The 14,676-nt window shown below is 69.6% G+C and carries 12 protein-coding genes; 8 read left to right on the plus strand and 4 right to left on the minus strand.

The window, feature by feature from the left end; translation table 11 throughout:
* Positions 1 to 9: 9 nt before the first annotated feature.
* Positions 10 to 1,959 carry a glycoside hydrolase family 5 protein gene (locus EJ357_RS41595; protein WP_126397125.1) on the minus strand — a complete coding sequence of 650 codons (1,950 nt, stop codon included), beginning with the start codon at positions 1,957 to 1,959 and terminating at the stop codon, positions 10 to 12.
* Positions 1,960 to 2,037: 78 nt separating this feature from the next.
* Positions 2,038 to 2,343 carry an Lrp/AsnC family transcriptional regulator gene (locus EJ357_RS41600; RefSeq protein WP_126397127.1) on the minus strand — a complete coding sequence of 102 codons (306 nt, stop codon included), beginning with the start codon at positions 2,341 to 2,343 and terminating at the stop codon, positions 2,038 to 2,040.
* A gap of 17 nt (positions 2,344 to 2,360) precedes the next feature.
* Here EJ357_RS41600 and EJ357_RS51010 point away from each other — a divergent pair, with 17 nt between their 5' ends.
* From EJ357_RS51010 to EJ357_RS41620, 4 genes are all read left to right on the plus strand, one after another.
* Complete coding sequence (locus EJ357_RS51010) at positions 2,361 to 2,924, plus strand: AzlC family ABC transporter permease (RefSeq protein ID WP_323377684.1); 564 nt, start codon at positions 2,361 to 2,363, stop codon at positions 2,922 to 2,924.
* Between the two features lie 31 nt (positions 2,925 to 2,955).
* The gene (locus EJ357_RS41610; protein ID WP_126397130.1) at positions 2,956 to 3,732 is read left to right on the plus strand and encodes a class I SAM-dependent methyltransferase; all 777 of its coding nucleotides are present in this window, start codon (positions 2,956 to 2,958) and stop codon (positions 3,730 to 3,732) included.
* 131 nt (positions 3,733 to 3,863) lie between these two features.
* The gene (locus tag EJ357_RS41615; RefSeq protein ID WP_126397132.1) at positions 3,864 to 5,927 is read left to right on the plus strand and encodes a discoidin domain-containing protein; all 2,064 of its coding nucleotides are present in this window, start codon (positions 3,864 to 3,866) and stop codon (positions 5,925 to 5,927) included.
* Positions 5,928 to 5,946: 19 nt separating this feature from the next.
* Positions 5,947 to 6,543: a TetR/AcrR family transcriptional regulator gene (locus tag EJ357_RS41620; RefSeq protein ID WP_126397134.1), complete on the plus strand. Its 597-nt coding sequence runs from the start codon at positions 5,947 to 5,949 to the stop codon at positions 6,541 to 6,543.
* Between the two features lie 9 nt (positions 6,544 to 6,552).
* Here the strand turns inward: EJ357_RS41620 and EJ357_RS41625 are convergent, their stop codons facing one another.
* Positions 6,553 to 7,668 (minus strand): acyltransferase family protein, encoded by a 1,116-nt coding sequence (locus tag EJ357_RS41625; protein WP_126397136.1) that lies wholly within the window; start codon positions 7,666 to 7,668, stop codon positions 6,553 to 6,555.
* 225 nt (positions 7,669 to 7,893) lie between these two features.
* Here EJ357_RS41625 and EJ357_RS41630 point away from each other — a divergent pair, with 225 nt between their 5' ends.
* The 4 genes from EJ357_RS41630 (at position 7,894) to EJ357_RS41645 (ending at position 12,062) form a co-directional block, all read left to right on the plus strand.
* Positions 7,894 to 8,667 (plus strand): hypothetical protein, encoded by a 774-nt coding sequence (locus tag EJ357_RS41630; RefSeq protein ID WP_126397138.1) that lies wholly within the window; start codon positions 7,894 to 7,896, stop codon positions 8,665 to 8,667.
* A gap of 128 nt (positions 8,668 to 8,795) precedes the next feature.
* A complete protein-coding gene (locus EJ357_RS41635; protein WP_126397141.1) occupies positions 8,796 to 9,533 on the plus strand; it encodes a class F sortase in 738 nt (245 codons plus the stop codon).
* A gap of 118 nt (positions 9,534 to 9,651) precedes the next feature.
* Positions 9,652 to 11,553 carry a molecular chaperone HtpG gene (gene htpG, locus EJ357_RS41640; protein WP_126397143.1) on the plus strand — a complete coding sequence of 634 codons (1,902 nt, stop codon included), beginning with the start codon at positions 9,652 to 9,654 and terminating at the stop codon, positions 11,551 to 11,553.
* A 98-nt stretch (positions 11,554 to 11,651) separates the two neighbouring features.
* Positions 11,652 to 12,062 (plus strand): VOC family protein, encoded by a 411-nt coding sequence (locus EJ357_RS41645; protein WP_126397145.1) that lies wholly within the window; start codon positions 11,652 to 11,654, stop codon positions 12,060 to 12,062.
* 110 nt (positions 12,063 to 12,172) lie between these two features.
* On the opposite strand, the gene EJ357_RS41650 is transcribed toward EJ357_RS41645, so the two are convergent.
* On the minus strand, positions 12,173 to 14,416 hold the full coding sequence (locus EJ357_RS41650; protein WP_126397147.1) for a WD40/YVTN/BNR-like repeat-containing protein: 2,244 nt from the start codon (positions 14,414 to 14,416) through the stop codon (positions 12,173 to 12,175).
* Between the last annotated feature and the right edge of the window lie 260 nt (positions 14,417 to 14,676).

Here is a 14,676-nt window from a genome sequence, read left to right on the forward strand (position 1 = left end):
AATGCGCGTTCAGCTCAGCTTTCGGCAGTACAGCGCGTCGGGGGTCCGGGAGGAGCCCACCCGGCCGGTGTACGCGACGCCGGCCGCGTACTCGTCGTCCGCGCACTGCCCCTTGTAGTGGCCGTACGCGAAGTCCCCGCCCTTGGTGGCCGACCCCCGGCTGTCGCCGCGGTCGAACCAGACCGTACGGCCGCTCGTGCCGAGCCTGCCGGCCGGGGCGGTCGCGCACAGGGCCGCGGAGACGGCGGAGCCGCGGACGCTGTACCCGATGAGGAACCGGCCGTCGGGGCACTGGAGTTTGGTGTAGCCGGACGCCCAGTCGCGCCCCGGCGTGACGTACCGCTCGTCGACGACCACCTCGTGCCCGCCCGCCGGGTCCCACAGGGCACCGGCGGCCACGTCCGAGCACAGGCCCCGGTTGCCGGTGTGGCTCAGGCCCAGCAGCCGCTGTCCGTCGGGGCAGACGGCCTTGCGGGCGCCGGAGTCCCAGTCGGGCAGGGCCCGCATCCGCCGCGACTGGACGAAGTCGCCGTGGTCGGGGCTGAGCATGGACCAGTCGGCGACCGGGGCCACCGGCCCGCTGCGGCCCCCGGCCTCGATGAGCCGGGTCCACGCCGAGGCGCGCCAGTCGTCACCGTCGTACGGGCCCATACGGTTGCCCTCGGCGTCCCAGTGCAGCAGAGCCCAGCCGTTGCCCTTGCGGTCCTCGTGCCAGCCGACGAGCGGCCAGTACGCGAAGTCGGCGTCCGTGCGGATCAGGTGGTCCACGAAGTTCTCGAACCAGGCGCGCTGCTTGGCGCCCGTCTCGTCCCGGCCGCCGACGCCGAACTCGCTGATCCAGACGGGGGCGGTGAAGTGCCGGTCCTGTTCGGCGGTGACGAAGAAGGCCTGGCGGTTCAGGACGGCGATCAGTTCGGTGGGGCTCAGGTCCCGGTAGCGGGGATCGCTGGTCTCGCCCGTGCCGGTGGCGCCGGTGTGGTGGGGGCCGGTGTAGTCGTAGAAGTGGGCGGAGTACACGAGCTTGCCGGAGTCGACGAGGGTGTGGGAGAGGCGGCGGGCGGGCTCCAGGGTGGGGCGTTCGTGCGCGAAGCCGTCGACCGGGATGCCGGTCCAGTTGATGCCCTCGACGATGATCAGCAGATCCCGGTCGGCCTCGGTCAGGATGCGGTCGCCGACGCGTTGCGAGGCCGCGAACCAGTCGTGGTCGTCGCCGAGGCCCCAGTTGGGGTCGTCCCAGACGGTGCGGCGGACCTCGTTGTAGAGATCGGCGCCCACGACCCGCTGGTTGTCCTTGTAGCGGCGGGCCATGAACAGCCAGTCGTTCTCCCACGCCTCGGTGGACCGGCTCGCGTTCCAGCGCTCATTGCCGTCCACGCCGCAGCACCAACGGGTCGTGTTCGTATGGTTGTTGAGGATCACCGCGAGGCCGGCCGCGGTCAGCTCGCCCACCACGGCGTCGTACACCTGCAGCGGTGTCCTGCCGCGCAGCGAGGGATTGGCGGCGACGGCGTCGTCCGTGACCGGACGGCTGTCGTGGATCATCTCGTTGGAGAAGGGCAGCCGGACGCTGTTGATCCCGATCTCGCGGAACCCGGCGATGATCTCGGCGATGGAAGCCCGGTCCAGGCCGAGCGGTATCCGCCCGGAGTTCTCGCCGGCGTGGTGGTTGGCGTCGTCGGCCGGATCGCCGGAGCCGTTCCAAGTGCCGCTGGCCCCGTGCCAGTTGCCGGAGCGCAGCCGGAAGCGGTCGCCGTCGGCGTCGACGATCCAGCGGCCCCGGGTGCTGAGCGGCGGTGTCCAGTCCTGCGCGGCCCCCGAGACGGGGGGCGAGGCGGAAACCTCGACGGCGGATCGCTGCCCGGCCGGGGCCATGGCCCCGGCCTCGGGCGAGGGCGTCAGTGGGGACAGGAGCAGTACGGCGGCGAGTGTGCTCACCAGGGATCCGCGCACGGGCACCATCCATCCTGACGGCTGCTTGTCATGGCTGCGTCATCATGGAGGACGGCGGGGCATTGGTCCAGTCTTTCGCGCGGCAGGTCACGGGCCGGCCTTGATCGTCTTCATGGTCAGGTGCGACTCGACGCGCAGGACGCAGGGAATGCCGGTGAGTTTGCCGGTGAGGAAGGCCTCGTAGGCGGCGTGGTCGGCGACCGCGACGCGGATGAAGTAGTCGGGCCGGCCGAACATGCGGCGGAACGCGATGACCTCCTCGTAGGAGGCCACGGTGTCCTCGAAGTCCAGGAACGTCTTGCGGTCGGTGGCGCTCACCTCGACGTCGATGAGGACTTCCAGTCCGCGACCCACCGCCTCCGCGTCGATGACGGCCCGGCACCACCGTCGCACCGCTCGCGACGATCGCCGTGGCCGCGTTCCTGGTGAACCTCCGGCACGTCTTCTACGCGCTGTCCTTCCCCCTGCACCGGGTGACGAGCCGCCTCGGCAGGACGTACAGCACCTTCGCGCTCTGCGACGAGGCCTACGCCCTGACCGCCGGGGGAAAGGCACGCTCCTGGTCCGGCCGGCGCATCCTGTGGCTGCAGTTCCTCCTGCACCTGTACTGGACAGCGGGCGCCACTGTGGGCGCCCTGCTCGGAGCCCTCGTCCCGGACGGTGTCACCGGCCTCGACTTCGCGCTGACCGCCCTGTTCGCCGTGCTGGCCATCGACGCCGTCCGCGAGCGGCGCGGCGACCTGCCGACCCCACTGCTCGCCCTGCTCAGCACCCGTATGCCCGCCGGCATCATCGTGATCCTCGTCGTCTACTGCCTGCGCGACCTGCCGCTGACCCAACCCCGTGTCCTCGCCCCGCTGTCGGCCCTGGCCGTCACGGTCGGCCTGCACCTGTGGCGCCGCAACGCCTTGTTGAGCATCCTCGGTGGTACGGCCCTCCACGTGGCGGTGACGAGCACCGCGTTCGCCCACTGAGGGCTCCGCACCCCCGGGAGGCACGATCGACATGCCGGCCAAGAACCTCACCGCCAACCGCTCGGCCCTCGGCCATCGCCTCGCCTACGCCCTGCGCCACCCCGACCGCGTACCGCGCCATCTGGCCCGCACCGCCCGGGACATATGGCTGCGCAGCCGCCACCCGGACCACGTCTCCTACTACCGAGCCGTGATGCGCTCCGACACCCGGGCCGACCCCGACGCGGCGGTCGGCAGCCACAGCCGCGAGCGGTGGCTGGCGCTCGGGGCGATGCAGTTCGACTACCTCGTCGGCCACGGCCTGCGCCCCGAGCACCGGATGCTGGAGATCGGCTGCGGCAACCTGCGCGGCGGCTGGCGGTTCATCCGCCATCTCGACCCCGGTCACTACTACGGCATCGACATCTCGCCCGACATCCTCTTCGCCGCCCAGGACACCGTCGTGGAGATGGGCCTGCAGCAGCGGCTCCCCCTGCTGACCCCGGTGCGCGACCTGACGCTGCGGTTCCTGCCCGACGCCCACTTCGACGTCGTGCACGCGCACAGCGTCTTCTCCCACTCGCCGCTCCCGGTCATCGAGGAGTGCCTGGCCAACGTCGGCCGGGTGCTGGCCCCCGGCGGCTGGTTCGACTTCACCTTCGACCGCACCGAGGGCGAGGAACACCAGGTCCTGCGGGAGGACTTCTACTACCGCACCGAGACCCTCGTGGCCCTGGCCGAGAAGCACGGCCTGCGGGCGCGTTTCATGACGGACTGGGAGGCGTTGCCGCACGGCCAGTCCAAGATCCGCGTCACCCATGCCGAGTGAACGGACGCCCCGTCATCAGGTCATCCGTCCCGGACTCTTGACTCGTAAAGCCGAAGTGGCGATCCTCTGTCGCACATATTGCGAGGTCATGACAACCTGGCCCCGCATCCGCCGACCGAGGGACGTGGGCAGTGACCAGTGCCGGACGCCCGTACCGCAGACGCAAGAACGTCACCGTTGTGTCGCTCCTCCTGCTCGTGCTGTCCATCGCGCTGGGCCCCACGCCCAGCTCGGCGGCCGGATCCGACTGGTGGAACCCGACCGCACGGCCCGCGCCGGACTCCGGCATCAACGTCACCGGCGAGCCCTTCACCGGCACCAACGCCAAGGGGGAGGTGCGGGGCTTCGTCGACGCGCACGACCACATCTTCTCCAACGAGGCCTTCGGTGGCCGTCTGATCTGCGGAAAGCCGTTCTCCGAGCAGGGCGTCGCCGACGCCCTCAAGGACTGCCCCGAGCACTACCCCGACGGCTCGCTCGCCATCTTCGACTTCATCACCAACGGCGGCGACGGCAAGCACGACCCGGTCGGCTGGCCCACCTTCAAGGACTGGCCCGCCCACGACTCGCTGACCCACCAGCAGAACTACTACGCCTGGATCGAGCGGGCCTGGCGCGGCGGCCAGCGCGTACTGGTCAACGACCTCGTCACCAACGGCGTGATCTGCTCCGTGTACTTCTTCAAGGACCGCAGCTGCGACGAGATGACGTCGATCCGGCTCCAGGCCAAGCTGACGTACGACATGCAGGCCTACATCGACAAGATGTACGGCGGCACGGGCAAGGGCTGGTTCCGGATCGTCACCGACAGCGCGCAGGCCCGTCAGGTCATCGAGCAGGGCAAGCTGGCCGTCATCCTCGGCGTGGAGACCTCCGAACCGTTCGGCTGCAAGCAGGTCCTCGACATCGCGCAGTGCAGCAAGGCGGACATCGACAAGGGCCTGGACGAGCTGCACGCGCTGGGCGTGCGCAGCATGTTCCTGTGCCACAAGTTCGACAACGCCCTGTGCGGGGTCCGCTTCGACTCGGGCGGGCTCGGAACGGCCATCAACGTCGGGCAGTTCCTGTCGACCGGCACCTTCTGGAAGACCGAGACGTGCAAGGGGCCGCAGCACGACAACCCCATCGGCAACGCCACGGCGGCCGAAGCGGAGCAGGAGCTCCCGGCGGGCGTGGAGGTCCCCTCGTACAGCGCGGACGCCCAGTGCAACGTGCGAGGGCTCACCGACCTCGGCGAGTACGCCGTGCGCGGCATGATGAAACGCAAGATGATGCTCGAGATCGACCACATGAGCGTCAAGGCCACCGGCCGGGTGCTCGACATCTTCGAGGCCGAGTCCTACCCCGGCGTCCTCTCCTCGCACAGCTGGATGGACCTGGACTGGACCGAACGGGTCTACGGCCTCGGCGGCTTCATCGCCCAGTACATGCACGGCTCCGAGGGCTTCATCTCGGAGGCGAAGCGCACGGAGGCCCTGCGCGACGAGTACGGCGTGGGCTACGGCTACGGCACCGACATGAACGGCGTCGGCGGCTGGCCGGGCCCGCGCGGAGCGGACGCCCCCAACAAGGTGACGTACCCCTTCAAGAGCGTCGACGGCGGCTCGGTCATCGACCGGCAGACCACCGGCGAGCGCACCTGGGACCTCAACACCGACGGCGCCGCCCACTACGGCCTCGTCCCGGACTGGATCGAGGACATCCGCCGCGTCGGTGGCCAGGACGTGGTGGACGACCTCTTCCGGGGCGCCGAGTCCTACCTCGACACCTGGGGGGCCTCCGAGAACCACCAGGCCGGCGTGAACCTCGCGCGCGGCGCGGCCACATCCGCCAGTTCCTCGGAGTGGAGCCTGTTCACCAGCTACCAGCCGAACCGGGCCGTCGACGGCGACGGCGGCACCCGCTGGGCGAGCGACTGGAACGACGACCAGTGGTACCAGGTCGACCTCGGATCCACGCGGTTGGTCAAGCGGGTCACCCTCGACTGGGAGCGCGCGTACGGGAAGTCGTACCGCATCGAGCTCTCCACCGACGGTGTGAACTGGCGGACGGCCTGGTCCACGACAGCCGGCGACGGCGGGCTGGACACGGCCCGCTTCACCGGTACACCCGCCAGACACCTGCGCATCCAGGGGCAGGAGCGCGGCACCGACTGGGGCTACTCCCTCTACGAGGTCGGCGTCCACAGCAGCTGACACCCACGAGAGGGGCTCCATGGCACGGTTGCCGTCCGCCGAGCGGCGGCGACAGCTCACCGAGGCGGCGATCAGGGCGATGAGCCGGGACGGCGTCCCCAGGACGACGACCCGGTCCATCGCCGCCGAGGCGGGCGTCTCGCTGAGCGTCTTCCACTACTGCTTCGACTCCAAGCAGGAGCTGATCGAGTCCGTCATCACGACCATCACCGGGCACTACGTCACGATCGTGCAGGAGGCCCTGCGGCCCAGGGCCACCCTGGAGGAGACGGTGCGGGCCGGCTTCCAGGCGTACTGGGACCACGTCCGCGCCCACCCGGACGAGCACATGCTCACCTACGAACTGACCCAGTACGCGCTGCGTCAGCCCGGCTTCGAGCATCTGGCACGACGGCAGTACGAGCTGTACACCGAGACGTACACCGAACTCATCGAGCAGGTGCGGCAGACCATGGGCCTGCGCCTGCGGGTCCCCGTCCCCGTGCTCGCCCGTTACCTGGCGGCCATGACCGACGGGCTGACCCTCAACTACCTCGTGCTCGGCGACGAGGCGGCCTGGAACGACATCCTCGACACGGTCACCGCGCACATCGCCGGGCTGGTACAGGAGACCTGACCGGGAAGGTCACCCACTCGCGGCGGCCCGCTCCCGGGCTCGTTGCGCAGCGTCCCGCCGGAAGAGCCACGGCAGCTCCGGTTCGATCACGAGGCGCAGGGCCCGCCGGACGGGCGAGGTGCACAGCAGCGTCACGACCCCGGCGGCGACGACGGTGACGACGACCGCGCCGGGCGGCCGGTGGATCCAGGCGGGGTCGTACCAGCCCCAGTACTTGGCGCCCTGCGCGACGAAGCCGTGCAGCAGATAGCCGTACAGCGTGCCCGCGCCCAGCGCGGTGCACCACATCCGCCGCCCGGGCACCCAGGCCAGGAAACACGCCACCAGCAGCAGGGAGCAGACGAACAGCACCGGCGTCATCACGACCCCGTACCACCCGGGCGCCCCCAGTTCCTCGGCACTGTCGCGGTGGTAGAACCAGCCGCCCGTCATCCGCGGCACCGCCCAGTACGCCACCGCCGACGCGCCCACGAACACGGGCACGGCCGCGATCCGCACCGCCCGGCGCCGCACCAGCCGGAAGTGCTCCGGCTTCAGCGACAGCCCCAGCACGAAGTACGGCAGGAACTGCAGGATGCGCTGCAGGTCGAGGTCGTTGCCGATGGACGGCGAGAGGGTGGCCAGCATCGCCACGCCGAGCGCGAGCGGCACCGGCAGACGCACCCGCTGCCACAAGGGCGTGGTCAGCCGCCACAGGAACAGCGCCGCCAGGAACCACGTCAGATACAGCGGGTCCAGCAGGCTGATCGGGCGGTCCGGCTCCTGGTCGGTCCAGCGGGTGAACAGGGTGTACGCCGTCTCGAAGACCACGTAGGGGACGACCAGACCGGTCACCAGACGCCTGAGGTGTTTCGGCCGGCCGTCGAAGCCACGGGAGAAATAACCCGAAATGATGATGAACGCGGGCATGTGGAATGCGTACACGAGCATGTACAGCGCGCTGACACTCCGGCTGCCGTCCCGCAGCGGCTCCCACGCGTGCCCCACCGCCACCAGCACGATCGCCGCGTACTTGGCGTTGTCGAAGAAGGCGTCCCGCTGCTTCGCGGGCCCAGGCGGCGCGGCCGTGGCGCGACCGGGCGCCGTGTCCGGGGCGGTGGCGGTCGAGGAGATGGGCTTGGACATCCCACGCGCCTCACCACTTCCTGAGCAGGCAAACCTCCCGTGGCGGAACCCGCAGGCCTTCCGTCGGGGGCTCCTGCCCATACGGCCGTAGGGGTGTGGCCGTAACCCATGTGATCGCTCCGAATGGTGCGACCCGGAGGAATGGCTGACGGTGGATCACGTCAAGGCCTGGCCCAAGTGGTGATAAAGCGTCAGCCACCCGGGCCGTGATGAAAGGACTCACCTATGCGCTCTGCCCGCATGCTGCTCGCCACCGCGACGGCCACGGCCGCCCTGGCGATCACTCCTGCCGCCTACGCCATCACCGCGAGTGACTGGGACAAGGAGGACTCGTCCTCCTACAGCGAGGACCACGACAAGGACTCCGGCAAGGAGCACGGGAAGGACTCAGGCAAGGAGGAGGAGAAGGGGAAGGACGACTACGACAAGGACTACAGCAAGGAGCACGACAAGGGAAGCAAGCACGAGGAGCCCAAGGGCGGGGTGCACACGGGTGGCGGAGCGCTGACCCTGATCAACGAGGACGAGTGGGACGGCGGCAAGGAGAAGGAAGAGGGCAAGGAGGAGGAGAAGGGCAAGGACGACTACGGCAAGGACGAGCACGAGAAGGACTACGGCAAGGAGCACGACAAGGGGAACAAGCACGAGGAGCCCAAGGGCGGCGTGCACACGGGTGGCGGAGCGCTGGCCGGGGTCCTGAACAGCGATGACGACTGGGGCGGCGACAAGGACTCGAAGTTCGACCCGGAAAGCTACAAGGACGACGACCACGGGAAGGACTCCTGGGGCGGCGACCACGAGAAGGACTCGTGGAAGGGTGACGAACACGGCAAGGAGTCCTGGGGTGGCGACCACGACAAGCCGCACGGTGGCATGCACACCGGTGGCGGCGGTCTCTCCGACCCGGGCGTCACCGCCGGTGGGCTGGCCGTGCTGGCGGTAGCCGGCACCGGCGTGTACGCACTGCGGCGGAAGAAGGCCTCCGGAACCGCGGCCTGACCATGCCCGACGACACAGCCGCCGTGGCCGCCGCGCGTCGCGGCGGCCCCGTCGGCTCCGCCTTGGTCGTCTCTCCTGCCCTGCCCGAGTGAAGTGTCCTCTGCCCTGCCCCCGTGAGGTGGTGCCCGATGGCCGACGACGGCCGTCCCCCGTCCCCCGAAGCCGCCCCGGCTCCTCCCCACACCGCTTTCGTGTGCTCCGGCACCCCCGCCGAGCCCTCTCGGCGGATAAGGCGCACCGCGGTGACGTTCTTCTGGAGCGCGGTCGCCGCCATGGTCCTGTTGGTGATCATGCCCGGCGGGCCGCACGAGGAGTCCGAAGCCCGTCGCACACCGCACGCCCCACAGGCCGTCGAGTCGTCGGCTCCGCAGGGCAAGCCGTCCGCGCGCACCCACGGCGCCGCGGGCAAGCATCTGCCCAGGTCACGGCCGGTCCGGCTGCTCATCCCCAAGATCTCGGTCGACGCGCCCTTCATCGACCTCGCCATCGGCAGCTCGGGTCAGCTCGAAGCCCCGCCGGCCAACAACACCAACCTCGTCGGCTGGCACGCCGGGGGCGCGTCGCCCGGTGAGGCGGGCACGTCGATCATCGCCGGGCACGTGGACACGGCGACGTCCGCCGCGGTGTTCGTGAGCCTGAGCGAGCTGAAGAAGGGTGACCGCTTCCAGGTGCTGCGAGCGGACGGGCGCAAGGCGTCCTTCGTGATCGACAGCGTGGAGACGTTCGACAAGGACAGCTTCCCCAGCAAGCGTGTGTACGGCGACACCCCCCGCGCCCAGGTCCGGCTCATCACCTGCGCCGGCGACTACGACCGCAGTGTCAGGGACTACACCGCGAACCTGGTCGTCTTCGCCCACCTCGCCTGAGCCTGCGCCGCGTCGGTCCGGGCCTTTGTCCCGGAACCGCGGCACTCCGCGCTGACCTCGTGTCTTACAGTGACTGGGACCAGTTCCGGTGACTGAACCTGTGAGGTAGTCGCGAACCATGCCGACCGAGACGTTTGAGTTCCAGGTAGAGGCCCGTCAGCTGCTCCAGCTGATGATCCACTCGGTCTACTCGAACAAGGACGTGTTCCTGCGCGAGCTCGTCTCCAACGCCTCCGACGCGCTCGACAAACTGCGCCTGGAGAAGCTGCGGGACGACACGCTCGACGCCGAGGTGACCGACCTGCACATCGAGATCGACGTCGACAAGGAGGCCCGCACCCTCACGGTGCGGGACAACGGCATCGGGATGTCGTACGACGAAGTCGGCAAGCTCATCGGCACCATCGCCAACTCGGGGACGGCCACGTTCCTGAAGGAGCTGAAGGAGGCCCAGGACGAGGCCGGGGCCGAGGGGCTCATCGGCCAGTTCGGTGTCGGTTTCTACTCCGGCTTCATGGTGGCGGACGAGATGACGCTGGTGACCCGGCGGGCCGGCGAGAGCCAGGGCACCCGCTGGACGTCGCGCGGTGAGGCCACGTACACACTGGAGACGGTCGACGACGCGCCGCAGGGCACGTCCGTCACCCTCCACCTCAAGCCCGCCGACCCCGAGAACCAGCTCCACGACTACACCTCGCCGTGGACGATCAAGGAGATCGTCAAGCGGTACTCGGACTTCATCACGTGGCCGATCCGCATGGCCGCGGTGGCGGGCGACGGGGACGGCGACAGCGCACCCGAGCCCGAGACGCTGAACTCGATGAAGGCCCTGTGGGCGCGTTCGCGTGACGAGGTGTCCGACGACGAGTACCACGAGCTGTACAAGCACATCAGCCACGACTGGCGCGAACCGCTGGAGACGATCCGGCTGCAGGCGGAGGGCACCTTCGAGTACCAGTCCCTGCTCTTCATCCCCTCGCACGCCCCGCACGACCTGTTCACCCGAGACTTCAAGCGCGGCGTCCAGCTCTATGTGAAGCGCGTCTTCATCATGGACGACTGCGAGGCGCTGCTGCCGCCCTACCTGCGCTTCGTCAAGGGCGTCGTCGACGCGGCCGACCTCTCGCTCAACGTCTCCCGCGAGATCCTCCAGCAGGACCGGCACATCAGGATGATGCAGCGCCGGCTGACGAAGAAGGTCCTGTCCACGGTCAAGGAGATCAAGACCAAGGACGCCGACCGCTACGCCACGTTCTGGCGGGAGTTCGGCACCGCCCTCAAGGAGGGCCTGGTCACCGACCCCGACAACAGCGAGGCCATCCTCGCCGTCGCCTCGTTCGCGACGACACACGACGACGAGCCGACCACGCTCGCGCAGTACGTGGAGCGGATGAAGGACGGCCAGGACGACATCTACTACATCACCGGCGAGTCCCGGCAGAGCATCGAGAACTCCCCGCACATGGAGGCGTTCCGGGACAAGGGCATCGAGGTCCTGCTGCTCACCGACGCCGTCGACGAGGTGTGGGTCGACACCGTGGGCGAGTACGAGGGCAAGAAGCTTCGGTCCGTCGCCAAGGGCGAGATCGACCTCGACACCGAGGGCGACGACCAGGCCGACGGGGAGCGGGCCAAGCAGGCCGAGGAGTACGCCGGGCTGCTCGGCTGGATGGGGGAGCAGCTGGGCGAGGACATCAAGGAGGTCCGCCTGTCGACGCGGCTCACCGTCTCCCCGGCCTGTGTCGTCTCCGACGCGCACGATCTGACCCCCGCTCTGGAGAACATGTACCGGGCCATGGGTCAGGAGGTGCCGCGTACCAAGCGGATCCTGGAGCTCAACGCCGACCACCTGCTGGTCAAGGGCCTCAACCAGGCGTACAAGGAGCGCGAGGACCGCACGGGGCTCGTCGAGTCCGCCGAACTGCTCCACACGCTCGCGGTGCTCGCCGAGGGCGGTCAGCCCAAGGACCCGGCACGCTTCGTGAAGCTGGTGGCGGACCGGCTGGAGCGCACACTGTAGCCGTGACCTAGGCCATGTGGTCGTGTGCGCGGGCCATTGTCAGTGGCCCGCGCTAGCTTCCTTGGAGTCGGCTTCTGGCACCGTTTCCGGGAGGAATCATGGCCTCGCGTCTCAACCCCTACATCACGTTCGCCGGCGACGCCCGGCAGGCGATGGAGTTCTACCAGGAAGTCCTGGGCGGCACCCTGGCGCTCAACACCTACGGGGAGTTCGGTCAGAAGGACACCCCCATGGCGGACAAGATCATGCACGGCATGCTGGAGACACCCAGCGGCTTCACCCTCATGGGCGCCGACACCCCGACCGGTGACCACAAGCCCGGCAACAACTTCTCCGTGAGCCTGAGCGGCGACGACGAGGCCGAACTGCGCGGCTACTGGGAGAAGCTGTCCGACGGCGCCCATGTGAGCGTGCCGCTGGACAAGCAGATGTGGGGCGACGTCTTCGGCATGTGTACGGACCGCTTCGGCATCACCTGGATGGTCAACATCGCGGGGGAGGGCCGCTGAGCGGGCCCCTGGAGCATCGCACCTCCTGGTGCACGCCCGCGAAGCCGCCGGTGGCGCCGAGACGGATGCGGCGCGCGAGGTGCCGCCCGCCGCATCCGCCCGGTCGGTGTTCAGGCAGTGGTGAGTTCGTAGAAGCCCCGGCCGAAGGTCGCGGCCACCAGGCGGCTGTGACCCGCGTCGTACTCGATGTCGTCGACCGGCACCTGCGGCATCCCACGGCCGAGCCGCAGCCAGCGGCCGCCGCCCGTGACGCTGGTGAACACGCCCTGGTCGGTGCCGATGTAGAGGATGCCGCCGCGGGCGACGACCAGGTCGTTGACGGGCGCCGCCGGAAGGTTGCCCGACAGGTTCCGCCAGTGCCGGCCGCCGTCGGTGCTGCCGTGGACATGGGCCAGCGGGGAGCCCGAGCGGTAGCCCGAGTGCGTGGTCCACACCCGCTTCGGGTCCTTGGGGTCGACCACCACCCGGGTGACCCAGGGCAGCCCCTCGGCCAGCTTCGTCCAGGTCGTCCCGAGGTCCCGGGTGACCCAGACGCGGCCGTCGTCCGTGCCGACGTACACGGTGCGCCCGTCGCCCGCCGGGGCGATGGAGGTGATCGTGCCGTAGTTGGTGTAGATCGGGTCGGGGCCCGGGCCGCCGCTCAGGTCCGGGCTGATCGGCTGCCAGGTCGCGCCGCCGTCCGTGGAGCGGTTCAGCACCTCCGAGCCGTAGTAGAGGATCTTCGGGTCGCGCGGGTCGAAGACCACCGGGGTGAACCAGTTGCGGCGCTTGTACGTCGTCCGGTCCGCGAAGTACGTGAGCGTGTCGCCGCCGTCGGTGGAGCTGAAGCAGTTGCCGTACTGATAGCAGGCGAACACGTTGTTCACATCGGTCGGGTTGATGAGGTTCTCCTCGCCGTCGCCGCCGAGGTACTCGTTGAACCCCTCCCCGCCCCAGGAGCGCAGCGAGCCGTTGTCCTGGGCGCCGCCCGAGATCCTGGTGACGTCCTGCGGGCTGATCGCCGCGCTGTAGAGCTGGGTGTACGGCTGGTGGCGGGACTTGACCCAGCCGCCATCGCCGCCCGAGTCGGAGCGGTACACGCCGCCGTCGTTGCCGAGGTAGACGCGGCCCGGGCGACGCGGATCCCACACCATGGCGTGCTGGTCGACGTGCATGCTGGTGTCGTCGGCCGTCCAGGTGCCGCCGCCGTCCTTCGTGGTCATCAGGGGCACGCCGGCCACATGCACATGCTTGCTGTCCCTGGGATCGATCCACACCTTGCCGAACCACCAGCCGAAGCTGGACTGGGAACCCGTCAGATCATCGTCGGCAGGGGTGCGGGTCCAGCTGTCGCCGCTGTCGGAGGAGGCGTAGAAGCCCTCGAAGGGGCCACTGGCCTTGTTGGCGATCGCATAGAGCCGCTCGCCCGCGACCGCGAGGCCGATGCGTCCCACGTCGGGGCCCGCGGCGGGCAGCCCGCCTCCGAGCCGCTGCCAGGTCGCGCCGTCGTCCGTGCTGCGGAAGACGCCCGAGCCGACACCGCCGTACGTCCGCAGTTCCGGCGTTCGGCGGTGGTCCCACAGCACGGCGTAGAGGCGGTCGCCGTCGACGACGATCTCGGTGGCGCCGGTGAACTCGTTGGCGCCGGCGAGGATCCGCTCCCACGTCGAGCCGCCGTCCTCGGAGCGGTAGACGCCCCGGTCGCCACCGCCGTTGTACAGCGAGCCGGCCGCGGCGACATAAATGCGGCGAGGGTTTGCCGGGTCGACGGTGATGGCGCTGATCGCGCCGGAGTCGCGCAGGCCGATCGGCGTCCAGGTCCGGCCGCCGTCCCGGCTCCGGTACAGGCCCGTCCCCTCGTAGGTGATGCTCCCGCCGCCCGGGTTGGGCTCACCGGTGCCGACGTACAGGGTGCCGTCGGGGGCGGTGGCCACCGCGCCCATGGCCTGCGTCCAGCTGTCCGGCCACACCGAGTGGAACGTCTCCCCGGCGTCGGTGCTGCGCCACAGTCCGCCGCTCGCGGCCGCCGCGTACAGGGTGTCGGCGCGCTTCGGGTCGAGCGCGAGAGAGACGATCCGCCCGCCGATGTTGGTGGGGCCGACACTCTTCCAGCGTCCGCCGACGGTGGGCAGCTCGCGGGCCTGCGCGGCGGCGAGGTCATGGGCGTGGCGCGGAATGGACTCGCCCGGCAGGGTCTTCTGGAGGTAGCGGTACTCGGCGGGAGCGGACGGTCCACGGACCGGCCGGTACACATCCGTAGGGCCGGGTGGCGCCGACGACCCGGACGGCGGGGTCGGCGCGGCGGCCGCCGGTGCCGCGAGTAACGCGGCGCCGGTGACCGTGGCGAGAACCAGAGACAGCAGACCTCTGCCCATGAAGCCCCTTCTTCCATCGTCATGGCGATCTCTAGCGGCAACGACGTTACGAGAGAAGGCAGTTGAGCAGAAGGGTGCCTGACGGTCAGCTTGGAGCCGGTTGGAACCTCCGGCACTGGTGGGATCCGGCCGTCCGCTGACGTAACCACCCACGGGGGTAGCTACAGGGCGTAAACCACCGGAAGGAAGGGAAAGGAGCTATACGGCAAACCGCGGGGAGTGGTGGTCAGAGCCCGGCCTGCCGGGCCCGAAGCACGGGG

This window comes from Streptomyces cyaneochromogenes (assembly GCF_003963535.1).
Classification (GTDB): Bacteria; Actinomycetota; Actinomycetes; order Streptomycetales; family Streptomycetaceae; genus Streptomyces; species Streptomyces shaanxiensis.

Excerpts from the sequence above, each read along its gene's own strand:
- EJ357_RS41645 (WP_126397145.1), top strand. The coding sequence starts at position 11,652 with ATGGCCTCGCGTCTCAACCCCTACATCACGTTCGCCGGCGACGCCCGG.
- EJ357_RS41650 (WP_126397147.1), bottom strand. The coding sequence starts at position 14,416 with ATGGGCAGAGGTCTGCTGTCTCTGGTTCTCGCCACGGTCACCGGCGCC.
- EJ357_RS41635 (WP_126397141.1), top strand. The coding sequence starts at position 8,796 with ATGGCCGACGACGGCCGTCCCCCGTCCCCCGAAGCCGCCCCGGCTCCT.
- EJ357_RS41610 (WP_126397130.1), top strand. The coding sequence starts at position 2,956 with ATGCCGGCCAAGAACCTCACCGCCAACCGCTCGGCCCTCGGCCATCGC.
- htpG (WP_126397143.1), top strand. The coding sequence starts at position 9,652 with ATGCCGACCGAGACGTTTGAGTTCCAGGTAGAGGCCCGTCAGCTGCTC.
- EJ357_RS41620 (WP_126397134.1), top strand. The coding sequence starts at position 5,947 with ATGGCACGGTTGCCGTCCGCCGAGCGGCGGCGACAGCTCACCGAGGCG.
- EJ357_RS41630 (WP_126397138.1), top strand. The coding sequence starts at position 7,894 with ATGCGCTCTGCCCGCATGCTGCTCGCCACCGCGACGGCCACGGCCGCC.
- EJ357_RS41625 (WP_126397136.1), bottom strand. The coding sequence starts at position 7,668 with ATGTCCAAGCCCATCTCCTCGACCGCCACCGCCCCGGACACGGCGCCC.
- EJ357_RS41595 (WP_126397125.1), bottom strand. The coding sequence starts at position 1,959 with ATGGTGCCCGTGCGCGGATCCCTGGTGAGCACACTCGCCGCCGTACTG.